Below are 22,635 nucleotides of genomic sequence, written 5' to 3'. Positions count from 1 at the left end.
AAATCTCCAGCGGCGTCATAACAGGTGCCGCAGTCTATCCAATTAGAAAAAGGGCCGCAATATCAGTTACTTGCGTTCCCTTCTTCATTTCAAGAGCCAGAAACGCCCGAAAACCTACCCCTGCGCCGCCACTCGTTCAGCTTGGCTCTGTAACTTGTTGAGAGCACTCAGATATGCCTTGGCGGAAGCGACGACGATATCGGGATCTGCCCCCACGCCGTTGACGACCCGCCCGGCATTTTGTAACCGAACTGTAACTTCCCCTTGGCTTTCGGTCGAGCCCGAAATGGCGTTGACCGAGTAAAGCACCATCTCTGCGCCGCTTTTCACGTGCGACTCGATGGCCTTGAGGGACGCGTCGACCGGCCCGTTGCCGTCCGATTCTCCCGTCACCTCCCTGCCCTCGACGGTGAACACCACCCGGGCGTGGGGGCGCTCGCCGGTCTCGCTGTGCTGGGCCAGCGAGACGAAGCCGAAGCGCTCGCCGACGTTCGAGCCGCTCTCGTCGCTGACCAGCGCCAGGATGTCCTCGTCGAAGATCTCGGCCTTGCGGTCGGCCAGTTCCTTGAAGCGCAGGAAGGCGGCGTTGACGTCGGCTTCGCTGTCCATCTCCACGCCCAGTTCCTGCAGGCGCTGCTTGAAGGCGTTGCGGCCCGAGAGCTTGCCCAGCACGATCTTGTTGGCGCTCCAGCCCACGTCCTCGGCGCGCATGATCTCGTAGGTGTCGCGCGCCTTGAGCACGCCGTCCTGGTGGATGCCCGAGGCGTGCGCGAAGGCGTTGGCGCCGACCACCGCCTTGTTGGGCTGCACCACGAAACCGGTGGTCTGGCTGACCATGCGGCTGGCCGGCACGATGTGCTCGGTGGCGATGCCCACGTCCAGGCCGAAGTAGTCCCTGCGGGTCTTCACGGCCATCACGATCTCCTCGAGCGAGCAGTTGCCGGCACGCTCGCCCAGGCCGTTGATGGTGCACTCCACCTGGCGCGCACCGCCGATCTTCACGCCGGCCAGCGAGTTGGCCACGGCCATGCCCAGGTCGTTGTGGCAGTGCACGGACCAGACGGCCTTGTCGCTGTTCGGGATGCGCTCGCGCAGCGTGCGGATGAAGTTGCCGTACAGCTCGGGGATCGCGTAGCCGACGGTGTCGGGCACGTTGATGGTGGTGGCGCCCTCGGCGATCACCGTCTCCAGCACACGGCACAGGAAGTCCACGTCGCTGCGGTAGCCGTCCTCGGGGCTGAACTCCACGTCGGCCACCTTGTTGCGCGCGAAGCGCACCGCCAGCCGGGCCTGCTCGTGCACCTCCTCGGGCGACATGCGCAGCTTCTTCTCCATGTGCAGCGGGCTGGTCGCGATGAAGGTGTGGATGCGCCCGCGCGCCGCGCCCTCGAGCGCCTCGGCGGCGCGCGAGATGTCGCGGTCGTTGGCGCGCGAGAGGCCGCACACCACCGAGTCCTTGATCGTGTTGGCGATGGCCTTCACGCACTCGAAGTCGCCGTTGGAACTGGCCGGGAAGCCCGCCTCGATCACGTCGACCTTCAGCCGCTCGAGCTGCTTGGCGATGCGCATCTTCTCGTCGCGCGTCATCGAGGCGCCGGGCGACTGCTCGCCGTCGCGCAGGGTGGTGTCGAAAATGATCAGCTTGTCGGTCATCGTGTGCTCCTTTGTGTCGTCCGAACCACCCTGCGCGCAGGCTCAGGCCGCGACGGCTTCTTCGGCAGCCTGCGATTGTGCCCCGCCGCCGGCGCCCTGCTGCGCCCGCTGCACGCCGCAGACGATCGCCTTGAAGGCGGCGGCCGTGGTGTCGGCGTCGATGCCCACGCCGAACAGCGTCTGCGAGTCGTCCACCCGCATCTCGACGTAGGCGACCGAGCGCGCGTCGGCGCCGCCGCCGATGGCGTGCTGCTGGTAGTCGATCACGCGGACGGCATGGCCGGTGGCCTGCTCCAGCGCGCGGCTAAAGGCGTCGATCGGCCCGTTGCCGCGCCCTTCGACGGCATGCACCTCGCCGGCCCACGCCAGGTCGCCGTGCATCGACACGACGCCCCCATCGTGCGCCTCGACCACGTGGTGGCGCAGGCCGTGCTCCGTGTCCATGCGGTACTCGCTGCGGAAGATCTGCCAGATGTCGGCGGCGGTGAGCTCCTTGCCCTCGGTGTCCATCACGCGCTGAACCGCCTGGCTGAACTCGATCTGCAGGCGGCGCGGCAAGGCCAGGCCGTATTCGCTCTCGAGCAGGTACGAGATGCCGCCCTTGCCCGACTGGCTGTTGACGCGGATCACCGCCTCGTAGCTGCGGCCCACGTCCTTCGGGTCGATGGGCAGGTAGGGCATGTCCCAGATCTCGTCTTCCCTGCGCGCGGCGAAGGCCTTCTTGATCGCGTCCTGGTGCGAGCCCGAGAAGGAGGTGTAGACGAGATCGCCCACATAGGGATGGCGCGGATGCACCGGGATCTGGTTGCAGTGCTCGACCGTGGCGCGGATCTCGTCGATGTTGGAGAAGTCCAGCCCCGGCGAGACGCCCTGCGTGTAGAGGTTGAGCGCGACGTTCACGACGTCGAGGTTGCCGGTGCGCTCGCCGTTGCCGAACAGGCAGCCCTCGAGGCGGTCGGCACCGGCCATCAGCGCGAACTCGGCCGCCGCCGTGCCGGTGCCGCGGTCGTTGTGCGGATGGACGGAGAGGACGATCGCATCGCGCCGCGCGAGGTGGCGGTGCATCCACTCGATCATGTCCGCGAAGATGTTGGGCGTGGAGTGCTCCACCGTCGAAGGCAGGTTGACGATGCACTTGGCCTGCGGCGTCGGCGCCCACACCTCGGTCACCGCATCGACCACGCGCTTGGAGAAGGCCAGGTCGGTGCCGGAGAACATCTCGGGCGAGTACTGGAAGGTCCACTGCGTGTCCGGCTGGCGCGCAGCCTGTTCCTTGAACATGCGGGCATGGCTCACCGCCAGTTCGACGATGCCGTCCTCGTCGAGGCCGAGCACCACGCGGCGCATCACCGGCGCAACGGCGTTGTAGAGGTGGACGATGGCGCGCGGCACGCCCTGCAAGGCCTCGAAGGTGCGCTCGATGAGATGGTCGCGCGCCTGCGTGAGCACCTGGATCGTCACGTCGTCGGGGATGCGGTCCTCCTCGATCAGCTTGCGCACGAAGTCGAACTCGGTCTGCGAGGCGGAGGGGAAGCCGACCTCGATCTCCTTGAAGCCGATCGCCACGAGCGTCTCGAACATGCGCATCTTGCGCGCCACGTCCATCGGCTCGACCAGGGCCTGGTTGCCGTCGCGCAGGTCGGTCGACAGCCAGATCGGCGCCCGGGTCAGGACGGCATCGGGCCAGGTGCGGTCCTTGAGGCCGACGGGCGCGAAGGCGCGGTACTTGGTGCTGGGTTGCTGGAGCATGTCGATTTCTCTGCGTTGGTTGAACCGACCAGCAACACCCAAAAACAAAACGGCCCGTTGCTGGTGCGAACGGGCCGTGAGGTCTGCGTGTGTACGCGTGCGCGCTACCGCCTCCGCCCGTGCGGGGGAATCAGTAGTAGGGCCAGCGACATCGCGTTCATGGGAGCGGCGACTTTAGCACACATCTTCTCAACGATGCAGGCCCTGCTCATCGGGCTCGTCGGTGGAGACGCTGATCACGCTGACCGGATGCCCCTTGGCCTTGCGCCAGGCATAGATCACGTAGCCGCTGAAGCCGTAGGCCACGAACAGCAGGAACAGCACCGTCGGCGGGTGGATGTTGATCACGGCGATGCCCAGCGCGATGAGCACGATGGTGGCGAAGGGCACACTCCTTTTCACCTGCATGTCCTTGAAGCTGTAGAAGGGCGCGTTGGTCACCATCGTCAGCCCGGCATACAGGGTGAAGAAGAAGGTGATCCAGGTGATGTGCTGCCAGGACAGGTCGAAGGCACCGGTGCCGCGCTTGCCCCAGTCGGTGACCAGCCAGATGAAGCCGGTGACCAGCGCCGCCGCCGCCGGCGAGGGCAGCCCCTGGAACCAGCGCTTGTCCACCACGCCGGTGTTGACGTTGAAGCGCGCCAGGCGCAGCGCCGCGCAGGCACAGTAGACGAAGGCGGCGATCCAGCCCCAGCGACCCATGCCCTTGAGCGACCACTCGTAGGCGATCAGCGCCGGTGCGGCGCCGAAGGACACCATGTCCGACAGCGAGTCCATCTGCTCGCCGAAGGCGCTCTGCGTGTTGGTCATCCGCGCCACGCGGCCGTCCAGGCTGTCCAGCACCATCGCCGCGAACACGCCGACGGTGGCCAGGTCGAAGCGCCCGTTCATCGCCATCACGATGGCGTAGAAACCGCCGAACAGCGCGGCCAGCGTGAACAGGTTGGGCAGGATGTAAATGCCCTTGCGGCGCTTGCGTGGAAGCGGTTCGCTTGCGGGCGTGTCGTCATGCATGAAATCGGCCTCCGGCACCCGCGCAGCACGCGGGGAAACGCAGTGTAGTCAACGAAAAAGGGCCACCGCCTTCGCGGTGGCCCTTGTTTCGGCGGGAATCCCGGATCAGTTGCGGGTCTGGTCGACCAGCTTGTTCTTCTTGATCCAGGGCATCATGGCGCGCAGCTTCTCGCCCACCACCTCGATCTGGTGCTCGGCGTTCAGGCGGCGGCGGCTGATCAGCGTCGGGGCGCCGGCCGCATTCTCCAGCACGAAGCTCTTGGCGTACTCGCCCGTCTGGATGTCGCGCAGCACCTTCTTCATCGTGGCCTTGGTCTCGTCGGTCACGATGCGCGGCCCGGTCACGTACTCGCCGTACTCGGCGTTGTTCGAGATCGAGTAGTTCATGTTGGCGATGCCGCCTTCGTAGATCAGGTCCACGATCAGCTTGAGCTCGTGCAGGCACTCGAAGTAGGCCATCTCGGGCGCATAGCCGGCTTCCACCAGCGTCTCGAAGCCGGCCTTGATCAGCTCCACGGTGCCGCCGCACAGCACGGCCTGCTCGCCGAACAGGTCGGTCTCGGTCTCTTCGCGGAAGTTGGTCTCGATGATGCCGGCCTTGCCGCCGCCGTTGGCCATGGCGTAGGACAGGGCCAGGTCGCGCGCCTTGCCGCTCTTGTCCTGGTGCACGGCCACGAGGTGGGGCACGCCGCCGCCTTGCGTGTAGGTGCTGCGCACGGTGTGGCCGGGGGCCTTGGGTGCGACCATCCACACGTCCAGGTCGGCGCGCGGCTGCACGAAGCCGTAGTGCACGTTGAAGCCGTGCGCGAAGACCAGCGAGGCGCCTTCCTTGATGTTGGGCGCCACGTCGTTCTTGTAGACGCTGGCGATCTGCTCGTCGGGCAGCAGGATCATCACGACGTCGGCCTGCTTCACCGCCTCGGCCACCTCGGCCACCTTCAGGCCGGCCTTCTCGACCTTCGGCCAGGAGGCGCCGCCCTTGCGCAGGCCGACCACGACCTTCACGCCGCTGTCGTTCAGGTTCTGCGCGTGCGCATGGCCCTGCGAGCCGTAGCCGATGATGGCGACGGTCTTGCCCTTGATGAGGCTCAGGTCGCAGTCCTTGTCGTAAAACACCTTCATGTTCGTTCTCCGTGATGAATCAAATGCCCGTTCGCCCCGAGCCTGTCGAAGGGCTCTGCCAGGGCTTCGACAGGCTCAGCCCGAACGGGTGAAGAGCTGAGCCTGCAAAGTGAAGCGTCAGACGCGCAGGATCCGCTCGCCGCGGCCGATGCCGCTCGGGCCGGTGCGCACCGTCTCCAGGATGGCGCTGCGGTCGATGGCGTCGAGGAAGGCGTCGTTCTTGCCGTGGTCGCCGGTGAGCTCGATGGTGTAGCTCTTGTCGGTGACGTCGATGATGCGGCCGCGGAAGATGTCGACCATGCGCTTCATCTCCTCGCGCTCCTTGCCCACCGCGCGTACCTTCACCATCATGAGCTCGCGCTCGGTGTAGGCGCCCTCGGTCAGGTCGACCACCTTCACCACCTCGATCAGGCGGTTCAGGTGCTTGGTGATCTGCTCGATGATGTCGTCGGAGCCGGTGGTCTGGATGGTCATCCGCGACAGGCTCGCGTCCTCGGTCGGCGCGACGGTCAGCGATTCGATGTTGTAGCCGCGGGCCGAGAACAGGCCCACCACGCGGGACAGTGCGCCGGGTTCGTTCTCCAGCAGCACGGCGATGATGTGTTTCATTTGCTTGATTCCTCTTTTCGCCGCCCTCCCCTGCGCACGGTAATGCGCAGGCTCGGCGGGCAATAGATTCGTCGAAAAGGAGCCGTGCCTGCGCAGCAGGCCGGCTGGTCGTCCGTTTACAGATCCTCGCTGCCGAGCAGCATCTCGGTGATGCCCTTGCCGGCCTGCACCATCGGGAAGACGTTCTCGGTGGGGTCGGTGCGGAAGTCCATGAACACCGTGCGGTCCTTGAGCTTGCGCGCCTCGCGCAGCGCCGGCTCCACGTCCTCGGGCCGTTCGATCAGCATGCCGACGTGGCCATAGGCCTCGGCCAGCTTCACGAAGTTGGGCAGCGCGTCCATGTAGCTGTGGCTGTAGCGGCCGGAGTACTCGATCTCCTGCCACTGGCGCACCATGCCCAGGTAGCGGTTGTTCAGCGAGACGATCTTGATCGGCGTGTTGTACTGCAGGCAGGTGGACAGCTCCTGGATGCACATCTGCACCGAGCCCTCGCCGGTGATGGTGAACACCTCGGCCTCCGGCTTGGCCAGCTTGATGCCCATCGCGTAGGGGATGCCCACGCCCATGGTGCCCAGGCCGCCGGAGTTGATCCACCGGCGCGGCTCGTCGAAGCGGTAGTACTGCGCGGCCCACATCTGGTGCTGGCCGACGTCCGAGCAGATGTAGGTCTCGGTGTCCTTGGTCATGTTCCACAGCGTCTCGACGACCTTCTGCGGCTTGATGACTTCCTTGTTGTTGCTGTCGTACTTCAGGCAGTCGCGGCTGCGCCATCCCTCGATGGTCTTCCACCAGTCGGCCAGCGCGGCGGCGTCGGGCTTGGTGCTGCTCTCGCGCACCATCGAGATCAGCTCGGTCAGGACGTCCTTGACGTCGCCCACGATCGGGATGTCCACCTTCACCCGCTTGGAGATGGAGGACGGGTCGATGTCGACGTGGATGATCTTGCGCTCGTTCTGCGCGAAGTGCTTCGGGTTGCCGATCACGCGGTCGTCGAAGCGCGCGCCCACCGCCAGCAGCACGTCGCAGTTCTGCATCGCGTTGTTGGCCTCGATGGTGCCGTGCATGCCCAGCATGCCGAGGAACTTGCGGTCGCTCGCCGGGTAGGCGCCCAGGCCCATCAGCGTGTTGGTGACCGGGTAGCCCAGCATGTCCACCAGCGTGCGCAGCTCGTTGCAGGCGTTGCCCAGCAGCACGCCGCCGCCGGTGTAGATGTAGGGGCGCTTGGCGCCCAGCAGCAGTTGCAGCGCCTTGCGGATCTGGCCGCCGTGGCCCTTCTTCACCGGGTTGTACGAGCGCATCTCCACCTTCTCGGGGTAGCCGTGGTAGGCCACCTTCTTGAAGGAGACGTCCTTGGGGATATCGACCACCACCGGGCCGGGGCGGCCGGTGCGCGCGATGTGGAAGGCCTTCTTCATCGTCAGCGCGATGTCCTTCGCGTCCTTGACGAGGAAGTTGTGCTTGACGATGGGGCGGGTGATGCCCACGGTGTCGCACTCCTGGAAGGCGTCCTGCCCGATGGCGGGCGTGGGCACCTGGCCGGCGATGATCACCATCGGGATCGAATCCATGTAGGCGGTGGCGATGCCGGTGACCGCGTTGGTCAGGCCAGGGCCGGAGGTGACCAGCGCCACGCCGACGTCGCCGGTGGCGCGGGCGTAGCCGTCGGCCGCGTGCACCGCCGCCTGCTCGTGGCGCACCAGCACGTGCTGCATGGTGTCCTGCTTGTAGAGCGCGTCGTAGATGTAGAGGACGGCGCCGCCGGGATAGCCCCAGATGTACTTGACGCCTTCGGCCTGCAGTGCCTTGACCAGCACCTCGGAGCCCATGAGTTCCTGTGTCTGGCTGCCGGTGGCCGCGGCGGCAGAGGCGAGTTCGGCCTTGGAGATTTCCATGTCAGATCAACCTTTCGAGTTTTCGGGAACGAAAAACCTTGGGTGCCCCTTGCCAGCCCTTGTGGGACCGCGTCGGGACTTGAGGCCAAAACCATGGGCGGCAAGGATGTTCCGCCGGGCAGTGACCCGTTTGCCATTTGAGCGAAGCCTTGCATTATGGCACTGCTGCCGGCGAGTCCGGGGCCGGGTGCCATAATTCGCGCGCCGAGGCACCGCCCCCGACGGTGCCCGCCCCTCCTTCCCCACGCCCGCGCGCCCTTTCGCTTGGCCACCGAACAAGAACTTTCCGACTTCCTCAAGAGCGTGGAGAAGCGGGCGTTCAAGCGCTGCGTCTACCACGTGCGCGACGAGGAAGCGGCGCTGGACATCGTGCAGGACAGCATGATGAAGCTGGCCGAGCACTACGGCGACAAGCCGCCTGCCGAACTGCCCCTGCTGTTCCAGCGCATCCTGTCGAACTGCACGCTGGATTGGTTCAGGCGCCAGAAGACGCGGCGCGCGCTGTTCTCCAACCTCAGCGACTTCGACGGCGGGGACGGCGACGGGCCGGCCGACTTCGACCTGCTGGAAAGCCTCGCCGCCACCGTGGACACCCGCGAGACGGAAAGTGCCGAGGACAGCACCCGCCGCGCGCAGATCTTTTACGCGATCGAGGCCGAGATCGCCGCCCTGCCCGCCCGTCAACGCGAGGCTTTTCTGCTGCGTTACTGGGAGGACATGGACGTGTCCGAGACGGCTGCCGCCATGGGCTGCTCCGAAGGCAGCGTCAAGACGCACTGCTCGCGTGCCGTCCATGCCCTGGGCAAGGCGCTCAAGGCCAAGGGAATCCAGCTATGAACCCGACTTCGACCCCTTCTTCCGGCGCCCTGGAAGAGCGCTTCGGCCGTGCCGTCGCCGCCCGCCTGTCCACAGGCGAGGCCGCGCTGCCGCACGACGTTGCGGAGCGCCTGCGCGCGGCGCGCATGCAGGCGCTGGCGCGGCGCAAGCCGGCGCAGGCGCACACACCCGCCGTGGTGGCCGGCCGCTCCGGCACGGCCGCCGTGCTGGGGCGGGGCGACTGGCTGAGCCGGCTGGCGACGGTGCTGCCCCTGCTCGCGCTGCTGGTCGGGCTGGTCGCCATCTCGGCTTGGCAGGACGAACAGCGCGCCAGCGAGATGGCCGATGTGGATGCCGCCCTGCTCACGGACGACCTGCCCCCCGCCGCCTACACCGATCCGGGCTTCGCGCAGTACCTCCTGCGCGAGGCCGCGGCCGCGCATTGATCGATGCCCCAGCGGATGCATCGCCCGTCGCTGCGCGCCGCCGTGCTGGCGGCATGCCTGCTCGCCTTCGGCGGGGGAACGGCTGCGCTGGCCGGGCCGCCCTCCCCGGGCCCCGCCAAGGCAGGCGGCACCAAGCCCGCCCGCGCCGCGGCTCGCCCGCTGTGGCATGAGCTGACAGCCGACCAGCAGGCCGCCCTGCACCCCCTCGCCAAGCTCTGGAACAGCCTGGGCGAAGCCCATAAGCGCAAGTGGCTGGCGCTGTCGGGCAACTTCTCGCGGATGAGTGCGGAAGAGCAGGCCACGCTGCACAGCCGCATGACCGAATGGAGCACCCTCAGCCCACGCCAGCGGGCGCGAGCGCGCCTGAACTTCGCCGAAATCAGGCGGCTGGCCCCCCCGGACGAGCGCAAGGCGAAGTGGGAGGCCTACCAGGCGCTCAGCGAGGAAGAGCGGCGCCGGCTGGCGGCCAGCGCCGCCGCCGTGCCCGCCACCACCGCGATGCCGGTGCGTCCGGTGCCTGCTCGCAAGCTGGCGCCGGTGCCGGCCGACGCCCTGCATGATCCCCGCAGCGCCCCGCGCATCCAGCTGGAGCCGCCGCCCGTGCAGGGCCCCCTGCTGGCGCCCGCCGCCAGAGGAGCGGACCGGCCCGCCCGCTAGCCGGCGCCGCCGGTGCACGAGAATGCGGGGATGCTTCCGCGCACCTCGCCGCCAGACTCCCCCACCACCCGACCGCCACCTGCCCCGGACGCCACCGGCACCACACCCGCCGCACCCGACCTGAAGACGCCCGGCCTGTGGCGGCGGATGGCCTGCTGGCTGTACGAAGGCATGCTGATGTTCGCCGTGGTCTTCGTCGCGGACTACCTGTTCAGCGCCCTCACCCAGACCCGGCACGGCCTGCAGAACCGCCACGGCCAGCAGGCCTTCCTGTTCGTCGTCATCGGCATCTACTTCACCTGGTTCTGGTCGCGCGGCCAGACGCTGGCCATGAAGACCTGGCACATCCGCGTCGTCGACCGCCACGGCCGCCCGCTGACGCAGCCGCGCGCGCTGCTGCGCTACGTGCTCTCGTGGGTCTGGTTCCTGCCGCCGCTGGCCGGCATCTGGGCCTCGGGCGTGCCGATGTCGGCCGGGCAACAGACGGTGCTGCTGATCGGCTGGATCGCCGTCTGGGCGCTGCTGGCGCGCTTCCACCCGCAGCGCCAGTTCTGGCACGACGCCTGGGCCGGTACGCGGCTGGTGTCCACCGAGGGAGCCCGCCGATGAGCACCCCGCTGCCCACCGAGCCGGCTGTCGTCAACCCGCAGAAGTCCCGGCGCGGCCTGAACCGCCTGTGGCACGCCGCGGGCTACTCGCTCAACGGCCTGCGGGCCGGCTGGGGCGAGCCGGCCTTCCGCATGGAGGCGCTGCTGGCGGTCGTCCTGGTGCCGCTGGCCTTCTGGCTGGGCCGCGACTGGGCCGAGGTGGCGCTGCTGGCCGGCAGCGTGGTGCTGCTGATGATCGTGGAGCTGCTGAACACGGCGGTGGAGGCGGCCATCGACCGCATCGGCCCCGAATGGCACGACCTGTCCAAGCGCGCCAAGGACATGGGCAGCGCGGCAGTGTTCCTGGCCTCGCTGCTGTCCGCCTGCATCTGGCTGGCGGCGCTGTGGCAGCGCTTTCTCGCGTCCTGAGCGAAGGGGCGCGCATGGTTCCCGAATCTCCGATGACCTCCTCCTCTTCTTCGTCTTCTTCCCGCTTCTCGGTCTGCGTGTATTGCGGTTCGCGCGCCGGCGCCGACACGGCCTATGCCGCGGCAGCCACCGCCGTCGGGACCTGGATCGGCCGCCAGCGCGGCCAGCTGGTCTACGGCGGCGGCCGCACCGGCCTGATGGGCACTGTCGCCGAAGCCGCGCGCGCGGCGGGCGCCCGCGTGGTCGGCATCATCCCGAAGGCGCTGGTGGACCGCGAACTGGCCAACCCGCTGTGCGACGAGCTGCACGTGGTCGACACCATGCACGAACGCAAGGCCATGATGGGCGAGCGCGCCGACGCCTTCCTGGCCCTGCCAGGCGGCATCGGCACCTTCGAGGAGCTGTTCGAGATCTGGACCTGGCGCCAGTTGGGCTACCACGACAAGCCCGTCGGCATCCTCGACGTGGCGGGCTACTACGAAGGACTGCTGTCCTTCCTCGCCGGCAGCGTGCGTGCCGGCTTCATGGGCGAATGGCAGATGGACCTGGTGCGCACCGGCACCCAGCCCGAGGCGCTGCTGGAGGCCCTGCGCACCGAGGCCGCCGCCCACCCGCGCGGCGACCAGTTGGCGCAGGTCGTCTGATGCCCTCCGCCGGGGCGGGCGTCAGATGGCGCCGTCGTCCTCCTCGCCCGTGCGGATGCGCACCACGCGCTCCACGTTCGTGACGAAGATCTTGCCGTCGCCGATCTTGCCGGTGCGCGCGGCCGAGACGATCGCCTCCACGCAGCGGTCGACGTCGGCATCCGACACCACCACCTCGATCTTCATCTTGGGCAGGAAGTCGACCACGTACTCGGCGCCGCGGTACAGCTCCGTGTGGCCCTTCTGGCGGCCGAAGCCCTTGACCTCGGTGACCGTCAGGCCCGAGACGCCGACCTGGGCCAGCGCCTCGCGCACGTCGTCGAGCTTGAAGGGTTTGACGATGGCGGTGATCTGCTTCATGGGCGGCTGGCTCTTTCTCGGTTCGGTTGATGCAGGGAGACTGGCGATAGGTTAACGCCAAAACCCGCGGGCCGACGCGCAGCGCGGGCCGCTGGTACGCTCGGCGGCCCATGCGTTCCTCCACACCGACGGCACCGTTCGGGCCGCTTCTGCACTGGTTCAACGGGCAGGCCGGGCTCCTGCTCGTTTTCACCACCCTCATCTGGGGCTGCAACGCCGTCGCCGCGCGGCTGGCGGTGGGCGAGATCTCGCCCATGATGCTGACCACTGCGCGCTGGAGCATCTGCTGCGTGGCGCTGTGGTTCACCGCCCGGCGGCAGGTGGCGGCGCATTGGCCCGTGCTCAAGCCGCGCTGGCGCTACCTCTCGGTGATGGGCGTGAGCGGCTTCACGGCCTTCAACGCCCTCTTCTACGCCGCCGCGCACCACACCACCGCCATCAACATCGCGATCATCCAGGGCACCATCCCGGTGCTGGTGCTGCTCGGCGCGGTGCTGTTCCTGCGCCTGCGCGTCACGCCGCTGCAGTCGCTGGGCGTGCTGGTCACCCTGGCGGGCATCGTGGTGATCGCCTCGCGCGGGCAGTGGGCGGTGCTCGCCGGGCTGGCCTTCAACATCGGCGACGTGTGGATGGTGATCGCCTCGCTGCTGTACGCCGGCTACATGCTGGGCCTGCGCTGGCGTCCGGCGGTGCCGCCGATCGTCTTCTTCGCCGCGGTGGCGGGCGTGGCGGCGCTGGCCTCGCTGCCGCTGCTGGCGGCCGAGATCGCCACCGGCCACTTCTTCATGCCGACGCTCAAGGGCTGGGCGCTGATGCTGTTCGTCGGGCTGTTCCCCTCCTTCGTCTCGCAGATCACCTTCATCCAGGCGGTCAGCCTCATCGGCGCGGCGCGGGCGGGCGTGTTCCTGAACCTGACGCCGGTGTTCGGGCCGCTGCTGGCGGTGCTGATCCTGGGCGAGCCGCTGGCGCTCTACCACGCGGTCGCGCTGGCGCTGGTGCTGGGCGGCATCTGGATCGCCGAGCGGCTGGGCGCGCGTCGCACCGGAGCCGCCTGATGGCCGCCGAGCCGGTCCTGCGCATCCACACCGATCCGGCGCAGATCGACGCCGCGGCGTGGGACGCGCTGCTGGCGCGCCAGGCCGAACCCACGCCGTTCATGCGCCACGCCTACCTGGACGCGCTGCATGCCAGCGGCAGCGCCACGGCCGACACCGGCTGGGCGCCGGCCTTCGCCACCCTCTGGCGCGGCCAGGCGCTGCAGGCCGCCTGCCCGCTCTACGTCAAGAGCCATTCCTACGGCGAATACGTCTTCGACTGGGCCTGGGCCAACGCCTACGAGGAGCATGGCCTGGCCTACTACCCCAAGGCCGTGTGCGCGGTGCCGTTCACGCCCGTGCCCGGCGCTCGGCTGCTGGCGGTGGACGCCGAGCACCGCGTGCTGCTGGTCGACGGCCTGGTGCAGTGGTGCCGGCAGATGGAGTTGTCGTCGCTGCACCTGCTCTTCGGCGACGACGAGGACATCGCCGCCTGCCAGGCGGCCGGCCTGATGCTGCGCCACACCGTGCAGTTCCATTGGAACAATGTGGCCCCCACGCTCCCCGCTTCGCTGGGTTCGCTGCCCCCCGAGGGGGCGCTCGCCGCCTTGGGACGGCCCGGCGGCGGCGGGGGGTATGCCCACTTCGACGCCTTCCTCGCCGCCCTCTCGCACGACAAGCGCAAGAAGATTCGCCAGGAGCGGCGCAAGGTGCGCGAGGCCGGCGTCGGCTTCCGCTGGGCACGCGGCGCCGACATCGGCGAAGCCGACTGGGACTTCTTCTACCGCTGCTACGCCCGCACCTACCGCGAGCACGGCAACCCGCCCTACCTCACGCGCGACTTCTTCCGCCGCCAGGCGGCGCAGATGCCGGAGGCCTGGCTGCTGTTCATCGCCGAGCGCGAAGGCCGCCGCATCGCCGCCAGCCTGATCGCGCTGGAGGAGCGCGAGGGCAGCCCTGCCGTCGCCTATGGCCGCTACTGGGGCGCGCTGGAGCGGGTGGACTGCCTGCACTTCGAGGCGTGCTACTACCAGCCCATCGAATGGTGCATCGCGCACGGCGTGCGGCGCTTCGAGGGCGGCGCGCAGGGCGAGCACAAGATGGCCCGCGCCCTGATGCCGGTGCGCACCACCAGCGCCCACTGGCTGGCACACCCGGCCTTCGCCGAGGCGGTGGAGCGCTTCCTGGCGCGCGAAGACGCCGGCATCGGGCACTACATGACCCATCTGGAGGAGCGCAACCCCTTCAAGGGCTGATGCAGGGGCGCATCGGCTGGACCACAATCGGATGCCGCTCCGGCCCCATGCCATGCCCCGCCTGATCCTCCTCCTGCCCGACGGAAGCACCCGGCAAGTGCCGGTGGACGGCCTGCCGTTCAGCATCGGCCGCATGCCGGGCTGCGACCTGGTGATCGACGACCCGCTGGTCAGCCGCCGCCATGCGCTGATCCAGCAGGCAGGCGATACCCTGCGCCTGAGCGACCTCGACAGCCACAACGGCACCTTCGTCAACGGCAAGCGCATCACGCAGTGCGCGCTGGCGGACGGCGACCGGTTGCGCGTGGCCGAATGCACGCTGCGCATCCTTTTCAGCGACCGCGAACTGGACGCCGCGGAAGCCTTGCGCCTGGTCGCCGCGCCCGGCAGGCTGAGCGAACCGGAACGGCAGAGGCCGGCGTCCCGGCCCGGCGGCTGAGGCCGCCATGAAAAAAGAGCGCCTCGGCGCTCTTTTCCTTTGGTCTTCCTACTTCTTGTAGGCGGCCACGCCGTCGGCGATCTCCTTGTGGGCGGCCTCCACGCCTTCCCAGCCGAGCACCTTGACCCACTTGCCGGCTTCCAGGTCCTTGTAGTGCTCGAAGAAGTGGCTGATGGCCTTCAGGCGCATCGGGTTCACGTCGTCCACCTTCTTCCAGTGGCTGTAGATCGGCAGGATCTTGTCGGTGGGCACGGCCAGCACCTTGCCGTCGATGCCCGCCTCGTCTTCCATCTTCAGGATGCCCAGCGCGCGGCAGGTCACCACCACGCCCGGATGCAGCGGGTACGGCGTGATCACCAGCACGTCCACCGGGTCGCCGTCGCCTGACAGCGTCTGCGGCACGTAGCCGTAGTTGGTCGGATAGTACATGGCGGTGGTCATGAAGCGGTCCACGAAGATCGCGCCGGACTCCTTGTCCACTTCGTACTTGATCGGATCCGCGTTCATCGGGATCTCGATGACCACGTTGAATTCGTCGGGGAGCTTCTTGCCGGGGGAGACTTTGTCGAAAGCCATGATGTGTTGTCTTTGGTGGGAAGGCACGGCCGCGGCCGCATGGGGACAAACCCGGAGTTTAGCGACCGTGCCACACGGCCCCCGCACGATGTCACGGTTTTGACGGTAAATTCGTCGCGTTGGCCAATCGGCACCCTGTCCGCGCACAGGGGCTCGAGGAAGCAACGCGGCGGCAGCATCGGCCCATCGCGTTGCACACCGGGCTGGATGCTGGCGTCTCCGCTTCTGTTTGTGTGCAAACAACCGAGGAGATTCGTGGCATGACCGGCAACACCCCTCTCGTCCTCGCCATCGTCTGCGGCCTGGTGGCCGTGGCGTACGGCATCTGGGCGCGCAGCTGGATTCTTTCGAAAGACGCGGGCAACGCCCGCATGCAGGAGATCGCGGCCGCCATCCAGGCCGGCGCATCGGCGTACCTGGCCAAGCAGTACACCACCATCGCCGTCGTCGGCATCGTGCTGGCGGTGCTGATCGGGCTGTTCCTGGACATGACCACGGCCATCGGCTTCGTGGTCGGCGCGGTGCTCTCGGGCGCCTGCGGCTTCATCGGCATGAATGTCTCGGTGCGCGCCAACGTGCGCACGGCGCAGGCGGCCACGCAGGGCATCGGGCCGGCGCTGGACGTCGCCTTCCGCGGCGGCGCCATCACCGGCATGCTGGTGGTGGGCCTGGGGCTGCTGGGCGTGGCGGGCTTCTACTGGTTCCTGGGCGGCACCGCCGCCACGAGCTCGCAGGCGCTCAATCCGCTGATCGGCTTCGCCTTCGGCTCCTCGCTGATCTCCATCTTCGCGCGGCTGGGCGGCGGCATCTTCACCAAGGGCGCCGACGTGGGCGCCGACCTGGTGGGCAAGGTGGAGGCCGGCATCCCCGAGGACGACCCGCGCAACCCCGCCGTGATCGCCGACAACGTGGGCGACAACGTGGGCGACTGCGCCGGCATGGCGGCCGACCTGTTCGAGACCTACGCCGTCACGCTGATCGCCACCATGGTGCTGGGCGCGCTGATGGTGACGGCGGCGCCGGTCAACGCCGTGCTCTACCCGCTGGCGCTGGGCGGCGTGTCGATCATCGCGTCGATCATCGGCTGCTTCTTCGTCAAGGCCTCGCCGGGCATGAAGAACGTGATGCCGGCGCTGTACAAGGGCCTGGCGATCGCGGGCATCCTGTCGCTGATCGCCTTCTGGTTCGTGACGGCGTGGCTGGTGCCCGACAACGCGGTGCGCGAGACCGGCAGCCAGATGCGCCTGTTCGGCGCCTGCTTCGTCGGCCTGGCGCTCACCGCCGCGCTGGTGTGGATCACCGAGTACTACACCGGCACGCAGTACAAGCCGGTGCAGCACGTGGCGCAGGCCTCCACCACCGGGCACGGCACCAACATCATCGCGGGCCTGGGCGTGTCGATGCGCTCCACCGCCTGGCCGGTGATCTTCGTGTGCATCGCCATCATCGCGTCGTACGCGCTCGCGGGCCTGTACGGCATCGCGGTCGCCGCCACGGCCATGCTGTCCATGGCCGGCATCGTGGTCGCGCTGGACGCCTACGGCCCCATCACCGACAACGCCGGCGGCATCGCCGAGATGAGCGAACTGCCCTCCTCCGTGCGCGACATCACCGACCCGCTGGACGCCGTGGGCAACACCACCAAGGCCGTGACCAAGGGCTACGCCATCGGCTCGGCCGGCCTGGCGGCGCTGGTGCTGTTCGCCGACTACACGCACAAGCTGGAGACCTACGGCCAGGCGATCGACTTCAATCTGTCGGACCCGATGGTGATCGTGGGCCTGTTCATCGGCGGCCTGATCCCCTACCTCTTCGGCGCCATGGCGATGGAGGCCGTGGGCCGCGCCGCCGGCAGCGTGGTGGAGGAAGTGCGGCGCCAGTTCCGCGAGATCAAGGGCATCATGGAAGGCACCGGCAAGCCCGAATACGGCAAGGCGGTGGGCATGCTCACCGGCGCGGCCATCAAGGAGATGATGATCCCCTCGCTGCTGCCGGTGCTGGTGCCGATCGTCGTCGGCCTGGTGCTCGGGCCGAAGGCGCTGGGCGGCCTGCTGATGGGCACCATCGTCACCGGCCTGTTCGTCGCCATCAGCATGTGCACCGGCGGCGGCGCCTGGGACAACGCCAAGAAGTACATCGAGGACGGCCACTTCGGCGGCAAGGGCAGCGAGACGCACAAGGCCGCCGTCACCGGCGACACGGTGGGCGATCCCTACAAGGACACCGCCGGCCCGGCGGTGAACCCGCTGATCAAGATCATCAACATCGTGGCGCTGCTCATCGTGCCGCTGGTGGTGAAGTTCCATGCCGGCGATGCCGCCGCCATGACGCATCCGCCTGCCGCGGTCCCGGCGGCGGCCGTCGCCCCGGCCGCCGGCACGGGGAAGTGAGCCGGACGCCGTGCCGAGCATCGAACGCGTGGAGGCCTTCATCGCCGCCGTCGAAGGCGGCGACCACGTGAAGGCGATCGAGGACTTCTATGCCGCGGATGCCTCCATGCGCGAGAACCAGGCCGAGCCCCGGCGCGGGCGCGAAGTGCTGATGGCCCACGAACGGGCCGTGCTCGACCGCACGGCCCGCGTCGAGACCACCTGTGTGCGGCCGGTGTTCGTCCAGGGCGACCACGTGGTGGCGCGCTGGGTGTTCGAGTTCACCGGCAGGGACGGCCGCCGCACGCGGCTGGAGGAACTGGCCTGGCAGCGCTGGGAAGGCGACCGCATCGCGCAGGAGGAGTTCTTCTACGACCCGGCCCAGATGCGGCCTGGCCCCGCCGCGCCGACGCTCAGTTGAGCACGCGTACCGGCGCGGGTCCGTCCTCCGAGCGCCGGGGGTGCGCCAGCGGCACGGGCGATCCGGGCATCGTGTCGAAATCCGTGACCGGAACTGCCGCCTGCTCGGGCACGTGCAGCGAGGCCACCCAGCGCCCGGCGGAAGAATGGGCCGGCTCGTCGTTGGTGAACAGGCCGTTGCGCAGGAAGAAGGCCTCGCCGTCGGGCCGCTCCAGGTGCAGCTCGATCAGGCGCGCGATCGGGAAGGTGTAGGTCACCAGCTTCTCGCGGCTGCTGCGCTTCTTGCCGCCGCAGTTGAAGAAGCCCTCCGCAGCGACGACGATCGACGAGCCGTCGACCTCGGTGGCCCCTTCGCCCGGCCCGCCGCAGCGCCAGACCGCCGAAGGCAGCCGCACGCGCACCTTGTCGATGACCAGGTCGCGGTTGCGATTGAGGTTGTTGAGCGGCGGCACCAGCGTGCGCAGCTGGCGCAGGCGCTCGGCGAAGTGGTCGTCGAGCGTGAACTCGACATGGTTCCATTCCTCACCCGAGCGGGTGAGGACCTGCATGATCACCTGGCGTGTCTTGGCCACTGAATCACCTTGGAAAACACTGTGGCACCATGGGCACCTCTTTGTTTCCAACTGTAGCCAACTTGCCTACCGACGGGTAGACAGCCAATAGTTCTCACTCCCCCGACGGGGGCGGGCGCTCTCAGCCCTTGAGCTGATCGTCCAGTTCCTTGCAGGAGGGTGCGCACACCGGCTGGGCCTTGCCCAGCACGCGCTTGGTCTGCATCAGCGAGCGCGGGCGGTGCTTGCCGCACAGGAAGCAGGACATGGTGGCACCGCTGAACGAGGACGAGGCCTTGAACGGCGAGCCCGGCGCCTTGGACTTGTAGCGCAGGCCGCCCTCGCTGACGGTGGTCTTGACTTCAGTGCTGGACATCGGTCCCTTTCCTCGACGTGTTGGGTCCAGCCGCCTGCGCGCGGGCGCGCTCGATGGCCTGGCGCGCCTGGAGTTCGGCGCCCATGGCGCTGTCCAGGCCCGAACGACACAGGCCGGCGTGCTGGTAATGAAGGTTCTCGTAGAGCTCGGAGGCGGCGGGAAAAGCGTCCAGGACAGGCTTGAGCTCTTCGGAGGGCAGGTCCTCGAACTCATGCACCAGATGCAGCACGACGGAGCGATACTGCACCGGGTCGACGGGTTGGACGCTGTGCTCCAGCCGCTCGAGCAACCGTGCGAGGGTCGCCGTCACGGCCAGGTCGCGCCCGGCACGTGGTGTGGAATTGGCGTTCATGCACGGCATGTGGTGATTTTCGGTCTTTTTTGCAAGACCCGCCTTTGACCCGGCAAAAAATCCCGTCAGGAAGAGGGAGTCTGTCGCCGCCGGCCGCGCCGGCAGGCCGGCCGGCCCTCCCGCACAATCCGGCCCCATGCAGCTCAACTACATCGCCAACACGAACGTTCCCTCGGCTTCGGGCCGCACCCTGCCCGTGCTCGACCCCTCCGACGGCCAGCCCTTCGACGAGCTGCAGCGCAGCAATGCGGCGGACATCGACGCCGCCGTCCAGGCCGCGCGCGAATGTTTCGAAGGGCCCTGGAGCCGACTCAGCGCCGCCGAGCGCGGCCGCCTGCTGTACGCCCTGTCGCGCAAGGTGGCCGAGCATGCGGACGAGCTGACGGCGCTGGAGCAGCGCGACTGCGGCAAACCGACCAAGCAGGCCCGCGCCGACGCGCTGGCGCTGGTGCGCTACTTCGAGTTCTACGCCGGCGCCTGCGACAAGCTGCACGGCGAGACGATCCCCTACCAGGAGGGCTACAGCGTCTTCACCTGGCGCGAGCCGCACGGCGCGACGGGGCACATCATTCCCTGGAACTACCCGATGCAGATCTTCGGCCGCAGCGTGGGCGGGGCGCTGGCCGCGGGCAACTGCTGCGTCGTGAAGCCGGCCGAGGACGCGTGCCTTTCGCTGATCCGCGTGGCGCAGCTGGCGGCCGAGGCGGGCTTCCCGCCCGGCGCCATCAACATCGTGACGGGCTACGGCCATGAGGTGGGCGACGCGCTGGCGCGGCACCCGGGCATCGACCACATCAGCTTCACCGGCAGCCCGAAGGTGGGCACGCTGATCCAGCAGGTGGCGGCCGAGCGGCACTGCCCGGTGACGCTGGAGCTGGGCGGCAAGAGCCCGCAGATCATCTTCGCCGACGCCGACCTGGGTGCCGCGCTGCCGGTGGTGATCAACGCCATCGTGCAGAACGCGGGCCAGACCTGCTCGGCCGGTTCGCGGGTGCTGATCGAGCGCGAGATCTACGAACTGATGCTGGAGCGCCTGGCCAAGGCCTTCGAGGCGCTGCGCGTGGGCCCGGCGGCGATGGATCTGGACGTGGGGCCGCTGATCCGCCAGAGCCAGCAGCAGCGGGTGTGGGATTTCCTCTCGGATGCTCACGCGGCCGACATCCCGGTGGTGGCGCAGGGCCAGGTCGTCGACGAAGCGCCCGAGACCGGCTTCTACCAGGCCCCCACCCTGCTGCGCGACGTGCCCGTCAAGCACCGCTTGGCGCAGGAGGAAGTCTTCGGTCCGGTGCTGGCCGCGATGAGCTTCCAGGGCGAGGACGAAGCGGTCGAGCTGGCCAACGCCACCCAGTTCGGCCTGGTGGCCGGCGTCTGGACGCAGGACGGCGGGCGCCAGTTCCGCATGGCCAAGCGGGTGCGAAGCGGCCAGGTCTTCATCAACAACTACGGCGCCGGCGGCGGGGTGGAACTGCCCTTCGGCGGCGTCAAGTCCTCCGGCTACGGGCGCGAGAAGGGCTTCGAAGCGCTGTACGGCTTCACCACACTCAAGACGGTGGCGGTGCGGCACGGCTGAGGCCGCTCAGGCAACGAAAAACGGCGCCCGAGGGCGCCGTTGTCTTGGGTGCGGCGGTGATCAGCGCCGCCCGCCCAGCAGGCTGCCGCCGATCTTGAGCAGGTCGCCCAGATCGAGCTGGCCGTCGCCGTTCTGGTCCAGCACGGCGCCCAGCAGGCCGCCGCCGAGGCCGCCCTGGTTCTGGATGCGGCTGGATTCCTGACCCAGCATGCCGCCCAGGCTGCCGGCATCCATGCCGCCGGAATTCGCCCGGTTCGCCAGGAAGGCCATGACGATGGGCGCCAGGATCTTCAGCAGCTGGCCGGCCTGGCCGGCGCCCAGGCCCGTCGCCTGGCCCAGGCCGCTCTCGGCGCGGGGCTGGGCGTCGCCGAAGATGTGGCCCAGGATGCCGCCGCCGTCGAGCTGACGGCCGGCCGCCGCGCCGCCGCCGCCACCCAGCACGCTGCCTAGCAGGTCGCCCAGCCCGCCCATGCCGCCCGCCGCGCCCGCACCGCCGCCCATGAGGCCGCCCAACAGGCTGCCCAGGTCCAGGCTGCCCGCGCCGGCATGGTCGCGCTGCAGCGCACCGAACAGGTCGGCCGCGCCCTGCGGCTCTTGCGCGTTGCGGCCCAGGGCGCCCAGCAGCATCGGCAGCGCGGCGCCGATGGCATCGCGCGTCTGGTCGGCGCTGGCGCCGATCTGGCCGGCGATCTGCTGGGGCGCGCCGCCTTGCAGCAGCTGGCTGAAGAGGTCTTCGGTGAGGGAGTTGGAAGCGGTCATGGCAATCCTCCGGTGGCGAACGGGGCCGCGGCGCGGCCCGGGGCGGCCATCGTAGCCAGCCCAGGGCCGCCGCCGGCCAATCCTGCGGCCGAAGCGATGAAAAAGCCGCAGATTGCCGCGCCGTTCAACCCAGCGCCGTGTCCAGCAGCATCATCAGCACGAATCCCAGCATCAGCCCACTGGTGGCGAAGGCCTCGTGCCCCTTGCGGTGCGACTCGGGGATGATCTCGTGGCTGATGACGAACAGCATCGCACCGGCCGCGAAGCCCAGCCCCCAGGGCAGCAGCGCGGCCGACCAGCCGATGACGGCCGCGCCGAGCACCGCGCCCAGCGGCTCCACCAGGCCCGAGGCCATGCCCAGCGCCACCGCCAGCGCGCGCGGATAGCCGGCCGCCAGCAGCGCCACCGCGACCACCAGGCCCTCCGGCACGTCCTGGATGGCGATGCCGGTGGCCAGCGCGTTGGCGCGCAGGCCGTCGTTGCCGGCGTAGCCGACGCCGATCGCCAGCCCCTCGGGCAGGTTGTGCAGCGCGATGGCGATGACGAACAGCCAGGTGCGCCGCAGCTTGCGCACCGCCTGCCCGTCCATGCCCTCGCGGCCCTTGATGAAGTGTTCGTGCGGCAGCAGCCTGTCCATCAGCATCAGCGCCGCGCCGCCCATCAGGATGGACGCGCCGATCACGCCGCCGGCGGCCCATGCACTGCCCATGCCCCGCGCACGCGCCGCCTCCAGGCCCGGGATGATGAGCGAGAAGGCGCAGGCGGCCAGCATCACACCGGCGCCGAAGCCGAACAGCGTGTCCTGCACGCGCTCCGACAGCCGCTGCGAGAACATGACCGGCAGCGTGCCCAGGGCCGTCGCCAGCGCGGCCGCCGAGCCGCCCACCAGGGCATCCCAGACCACCGGGCGCGCCGTGACGAAGCGCCAGAACTCCGCCGCCAGCACCAGCGCGCC

At 68.9% G+C, this 22,635-nt stretch carries 25 protein-coding genes; 12 read left to right on the top strand and 13 right to left on the bottom strand.

Going from position 1 to position 22,635, the window contains the following annotated elements; translation table 11 throughout:
• Nucleotides 1-114: 114 nt before the first annotated feature.
• The 6 genes from ACIY1X_RS03390 to ACIY1X_RS03365 all read right to left on the bottom strand — a co-directional run bounded on the left by ACIY1X_RS03390 (nucleotide 115) and on the right by ACIY1X_RS03365 (nucleotide 8,039).
• Nucleotides 115-1,653, bottom strand: coding sequence for a 2-isopropylmalate synthase (locus tag ACIY1X_RS03390; protein WP_399677998.1), 1,539 nt, complete (start codon nucleotides 1,651-1,653; stop codon nucleotides 115-117).
• A 42-nt stretch (nucleotides 1,654-1,695) separates the two neighbouring features.
• A complete protein-coding gene (gene leuA, locus ACIY1X_RS03385) occupies nucleotides 1,696-3,402 on the bottom strand; it encodes a 2-isopropylmalate synthase (RefSeq protein ID WP_399677997.1) in 1,707 nt (568 codons plus the stop codon).
• 189 nt (nucleotides 3,403-3,591) lie between these two features.
• Nucleotides 3,592-4,416: a CDP-diacylglycerol--serine O-phosphatidyltransferase gene (gene pssA, locus ACIY1X_RS03380; RefSeq protein ID WP_399677995.1), complete on the bottom strand. Its 825-nt coding sequence runs from the start codon at nucleotides 4,414-4,416 to the stop codon at nucleotides 3,592-3,594.
• A 105-nt stretch (nucleotides 4,417-4,521) separates the two neighbouring features.
• On the bottom strand, nucleotides 4,522-5,538 hold the full coding sequence (ilvC, locus tag ACIY1X_RS03375; protein WP_038215898.1) for a ketol-acid reductoisomerase: 1,017 nt from the start codon (nucleotides 5,536-5,538) through the stop codon (nucleotides 4,522-4,524).
• Between the two features lie 117 nt (nucleotides 5,539-5,655).
• Nucleotides 5,656-6,147, bottom strand: coding sequence for an acetolactate synthase small subunit (ilvN, locus tag ACIY1X_RS03370; RefSeq protein ID WP_038215896.1), 492 nt, complete (start codon nucleotides 6,145-6,147; stop codon nucleotides 5,656-5,658).
• A 116-nt stretch (nucleotides 6,148-6,263) separates the two neighbouring features.
• Nucleotides 6,264-8,039 (bottom strand): acetolactate synthase 3 catalytic subunit, encoded by a 1,776-nt coding sequence (locus tag ACIY1X_RS03365; RefSeq protein ID WP_399677992.1) that lies wholly within the window; start codon nucleotides 8,037-8,039, stop codon nucleotides 6,264-6,266.
• A gap of 264 nt (nucleotides 8,040-8,303) precedes the next feature.
• Here ACIY1X_RS03365 and ACIY1X_RS03360 point away from each other — a divergent pair, with 264 nt between their 5' ends.
• The 6 genes from ACIY1X_RS03360 to ACIY1X_RS03335 are packed head-to-tail and all read left to right on the top strand — an operon-like array spanning nucleotide 8,304 to nucleotide 11,618.
• Nucleotides 8,304-8,876, top strand: a complete 573-nt coding sequence (locus ACIY1X_RS03360; RefSeq protein WP_399677991.1) for an RNA polymerase sigma factor — start codon at nucleotides 8,304-8,306, stop codon at nucleotides 8,874-8,876.
• Nucleotides 8,873-9,301, top strand: a complete 429-nt coding sequence (locus ACIY1X_RS03355) for a DUF3619 family protein (RefSeq protein ID WP_399677989.1) — start codon at nucleotides 8,873-8,875, stop codon at nucleotides 9,299-9,301. The genes ACIY1X_RS03360 and ACIY1X_RS03355 overlap by 4 nt, the downstream gene beginning before the upstream one ends.
• Before the next feature lie 15 nt (nucleotides 9,302-9,316).
• Nucleotides 9,317-9,958: a DUF3106 domain-containing protein gene (locus tag ACIY1X_RS03350; protein WP_399677987.1), complete on the top strand. Its 642-nt coding sequence runs from the start codon at nucleotides 9,317-9,319 to the stop codon at nucleotides 9,956-9,958.
• Between the two features lie 30 nt (nucleotides 9,959-9,988).
• Nucleotides 9,989-10,567 (top strand): RDD family protein, encoded by a 579-nt coding sequence (locus tag ACIY1X_RS03345; protein ID WP_399677986.1) that lies wholly within the window; start codon nucleotides 9,989-9,991, stop codon nucleotides 10,565-10,567.
• Complete coding sequence (locus ACIY1X_RS03340; RefSeq protein WP_038215884.1) at nucleotides 10,564-10,974, top strand: diacylglycerol kinase; 411 nt, start codon at nucleotides 10,564-10,566, stop codon at nucleotides 10,972-10,974. Before ACIY1X_RS03345 ends, ACIY1X_RS03340 begins: the two co-directional genes overlap by 4 nt.
• Before the next feature lie 14 nt (nucleotides 10,975-10,988).
• Nucleotides 10,989-11,618: a TIGR00730 family Rossman fold protein gene (locus tag ACIY1X_RS03335; RefSeq protein ID WP_245610836.1), complete on the top strand. Its 630-nt coding sequence runs from the start codon at nucleotides 10,989-10,991 to the stop codon at nucleotides 11,616-11,618.
• A gap of 21 nt (nucleotides 11,619-11,639) precedes the next feature.
• Here the strand turns inward: ACIY1X_RS03335 and ACIY1X_RS03330 are convergent, their stop codons facing one another.
• Complete coding sequence (locus ACIY1X_RS03330; RefSeq protein WP_038215878.1) at nucleotides 11,640-11,978, bottom strand: P-II family nitrogen regulator; 339 nt, start codon at nucleotides 11,976-11,978, stop codon at nucleotides 11,640-11,642.
• Between the two features lie 110 nt (nucleotides 11,979-12,088).
• Here ACIY1X_RS03330 and ACIY1X_RS03325 point away from each other — a divergent pair, with 110 nt between their 5' ends.
• The 3 genes from ACIY1X_RS03325 to ACIY1X_RS03315 are packed head-to-tail and all read left to right on the top strand — an operon-like array spanning nucleotide 12,089 to nucleotide 14,707.
• The gene (locus tag ACIY1X_RS03325; protein WP_399677985.1) at nucleotides 12,089-13,033 is read left to right on the top strand and encodes a DMT family transporter; all 945 of its coding nucleotides are present in this window, start codon (nucleotides 12,089-12,091) and stop codon (nucleotides 13,031-13,033) included.
• Nucleotides 13,033-14,268 carry a GNAT family N-acetyltransferase gene (locus ACIY1X_RS03320; protein ID WP_399677983.1) on the top strand — a complete coding sequence of 412 codons (1,236 nt, stop codon included), beginning with the start codon at nucleotides 13,033-13,035 and terminating at the stop codon, nucleotides 14,266-14,268. Before ACIY1X_RS03325 ends, ACIY1X_RS03320 begins: the two co-directional genes overlap by 1 nt.
• A 52-nt stretch (nucleotides 14,269-14,320) precedes the next feature.
• Complete coding sequence (locus tag ACIY1X_RS03315) at nucleotides 14,321-14,707, top strand: FHA domain-containing protein (protein WP_399677981.1); 387 nt, start codon at nucleotides 14,321-14,323, stop codon at nucleotides 14,705-14,707.
• Between the two features lie 48 nt (nucleotides 14,708-14,755).
• Here ACIY1X_RS03315 and ppa read toward each other — a convergent pair whose 3' ends face one another.
• On the bottom strand, nucleotides 14,756-15,283 hold the full coding sequence (ppa, locus tag ACIY1X_RS03310) for an inorganic diphosphatase (protein WP_038215872.1): 528 nt from the start codon (nucleotides 15,281-15,283) through the stop codon (nucleotides 14,756-14,758).
• Between the two features lie 260 nt (nucleotides 15,284-15,543).
• Here ppa and ACIY1X_RS03305 point away from each other — a divergent pair, with 260 nt between their 5' ends.
• Nucleotides 15,544-17,673 carry a sodium-translocating pyrophosphatase gene (locus ACIY1X_RS03305; protein WP_399677979.1) on the top strand — a complete coding sequence of 710 codons (2,130 nt, stop codon included), beginning with the start codon at nucleotides 15,544-15,546 and terminating at the stop codon, nucleotides 17,671-17,673.
• Between the two features lie 10 nt (nucleotides 17,674-17,683).
• Nucleotides 17,684-18,073, top strand: a complete 390-nt coding sequence (locus ACIY1X_RS03300) for a nuclear transport factor 2 family protein (RefSeq protein WP_399677977.1) — start codon at nucleotides 17,684-17,686, stop codon at nucleotides 18,071-18,073.
• On the opposite strand, the gene ACIY1X_RS03295 is transcribed toward ACIY1X_RS03300, so the two are convergent.
• The 3 genes from ACIY1X_RS03295 to ACIY1X_RS03285 all read right to left on the bottom strand — a co-directional run bounded on the left by ACIY1X_RS03295 (nucleotide 18,066) and on the right by ACIY1X_RS03285 (nucleotide 19,351).
• Entirely contained in the window at nucleotides 18,066-18,644 is a 579-nt protein-coding gene (locus ACIY1X_RS03295) for a hypothetical protein (RefSeq protein WP_051953994.1), read from the bottom strand. The genes ACIY1X_RS03300 and ACIY1X_RS03295 overlap by 8 nt on opposite strands.
• Nucleotides 18,645-18,765: 121 nt before the next feature.
• A complete protein-coding gene (locus ACIY1X_RS03290; RefSeq protein WP_399677975.1) occupies nucleotides 18,766-18,999 on the bottom strand; it encodes a hypothetical protein in 234 nt (77 codons plus the stop codon).
• Entirely contained in the window at nucleotides 18,986-19,351 is a 366-nt protein-coding gene (locus ACIY1X_RS03285; protein WP_399677973.1) for a hypothetical protein, read from the bottom strand. The genes ACIY1X_RS03290 and ACIY1X_RS03285 overlap by 14 nt, the downstream gene beginning before the upstream one ends.
• Nucleotides 19,352-19,487: 136 nt before the next feature.
• On the opposite strand from ACIY1X_RS03285, the gene ACIY1X_RS03280 reads away from it, so the two are divergent.
• Nucleotides 19,488-20,921, top strand: coding sequence for an aldehyde dehydrogenase family protein (locus ACIY1X_RS03280; RefSeq protein ID WP_399677971.1), 1,434 nt, complete (start codon nucleotides 19,488-19,490; stop codon nucleotides 20,919-20,921).
• 60 nt (nucleotides 20,922-20,981) lie between these two features.
• On the opposite strand, the gene ACIY1X_RS03275 is transcribed toward ACIY1X_RS03280, so the two are convergent.
• Together ACIY1X_RS03275 and ACIY1X_RS03270 are read right to left on the bottom strand one after the other, a co-directional pair.
• Entirely contained in the window at nucleotides 20,982-21,680 is a 699-nt protein-coding gene (locus ACIY1X_RS03275; protein WP_399677969.1) for a DUF937 domain-containing protein, read from the bottom strand.
• 124 nt (nucleotides 21,681-21,804) lie between these two features.
• Nucleotides 21,805-22,629, bottom strand: coding sequence for a ZIP family metal transporter (locus ACIY1X_RS03270; protein ID WP_399678037.1), 825 nt, complete (start codon nucleotides 22,627-22,629; stop codon nucleotides 21,805-21,807).
• Nucleotides 22,630-22,635 lie beyond the last annotated feature (6 nt).

Origin of the sequence: Xenophilus sp. (assembly GCF_044462705.1) — a bacterium.
Classification (GTDB): Bacteria; Pseudomonadota; Gammaproteobacteria; order Burkholderiales; family Burkholderiaceae_C; genus Xenophilus; species Xenophilus azovorans.
Note: the sequence above shows the minus strand (reverse complement) of the source record. Positions and strands in the feature narration are given on the sequence as shown.

Bases quoted from the DNA above. Each gene is read 5' to 3' on its own strand.
- ACIY1X_RS03390 (WP_399677998.1), bottom strand. From the start codon at position 1,653: ATGACCGACAAGCTGATCATTTTCGACACCACCCTGCGCGACGGCGAG.
- leuA (WP_399677997.1), bottom strand. From the start codon at position 3,402: ATGCTCCAGCAACCCAGCACCAAGTACCGCGCCTTCGCGCCCGTCGGC.
- pssA (WP_399677995.1), bottom strand. From the start codon at position 4,416: ATGCATGACGACACGCCCGCAAGCGAACCGCTTCCACGCAAGCGCCGC.
- ilvC (WP_038215898.1), bottom strand. From the start codon at position 5,538: ATGAAGGTGTTTTACGACAAGGACTGCGACCTGAGCCTCATCAAGGGC.
- ilvN (WP_038215896.1), bottom strand. From the start codon at position 6,147: ATGAAACACATCATCGCCGTGCTGCTGGAGAACGAACCCGGCGCACTG.
- ACIY1X_RS03365 (WP_399677992.1), bottom strand. From the start codon at position 8,039: ATGGAAATCTCCAAGGCCGAACTCGCCTCTGCCGCCGCGGCCACCGGC.
- ACIY1X_RS03355 (WP_399677989.1), top strand. From the start codon at position 8,873: ATGAACCCGACTTCGACCCCTTCTTCCGGCGCCCTGGAAGAGCGCTTC.
- ACIY1X_RS03350 (WP_399677987.1), top strand. From the start codon at position 9,317: ATGCATCGCCCGTCGCTGCGCGCCGCCGTGCTGGCGGCATGCCTGCTC.
- ACIY1X_RS03345 (WP_399677986.1), top strand. From the start codon at position 9,989: ATGCTTCCGCGCACCTCGCCGCCAGACTCCCCCACCACCCGACCGCCA.
- ACIY1X_RS03340 (WP_038215884.1), top strand. From the start codon at position 10,564: ATGAGCACCCCGCTGCCCACCGAGCCGGCTGTCGTCAACCCGCAGAAG.
- ACIY1X_RS03335 (WP_245610836.1), top strand. From the start codon at position 10,989: ATGGTTCCCGAATCTCCGATGACCTCCTCCTCTTCTTCGTCTTCTTCC.
- ACIY1X_RS03330 (WP_038215878.1), bottom strand. From the start codon at position 11,978: ATGAAGCAGATCACCGCCATCGTCAAACCCTTCAAGCTCGACGACGTG.
- ACIY1X_RS03325 (WP_399677985.1), top strand. From the start codon at position 12,089: ATGCGTTCCTCCACACCGACGGCACCGTTCGGGCCGCTTCTGCACTGG.
- ACIY1X_RS03320 (WP_399677983.1), top strand. From the start codon at position 13,033: ATGGCCGCCGAGCCGGTCCTGCGCATCCACACCGATCCGGCGCAGATC.
- ACIY1X_RS03315 (WP_399677981.1), top strand. From the start codon at position 14,321: ATGCCCCGCCTGATCCTCCTCCTGCCCGACGGAAGCACCCGGCAAGTG.
- ppa (WP_038215872.1), bottom strand. From the start codon at position 15,283: ATGGCTTTCGACAAAGTCTCCCCCGGCAAGAAGCTCCCCGACGAATTC.
- ACIY1X_RS03305 (WP_399677979.1), top strand. From the start codon at position 15,544: ATGACCGGCAACACCCCTCTCGTCCTCGCCATCGTCTGCGGCCTGGTG.
- ACIY1X_RS03290 (WP_399677975.1), bottom strand. From the start codon at position 18,999: ATGTCCAGCACTGAAGTCAAGACCACCGTCAGCGAGGGCGGCCTGCGC.
- ACIY1X_RS03285 (WP_399677973.1), bottom strand. From the start codon at position 19,351: ATGAACGCCAATTCCACACCACGTGCCGGGCGCGACCTGGCCGTGACG.
- ACIY1X_RS03280 (WP_399677971.1), top strand. From the start codon at position 19,488: ATGCAGCTCAACTACATCGCCAACACGAACGTTCCCTCGGCTTCGGGC.
- ACIY1X_RS03275 (WP_399677969.1), bottom strand. From the start codon at position 21,680: ATGACCGCTTCCAACTCCCTCACCGAAGACCTCTTCAGCCAGCTGCTG.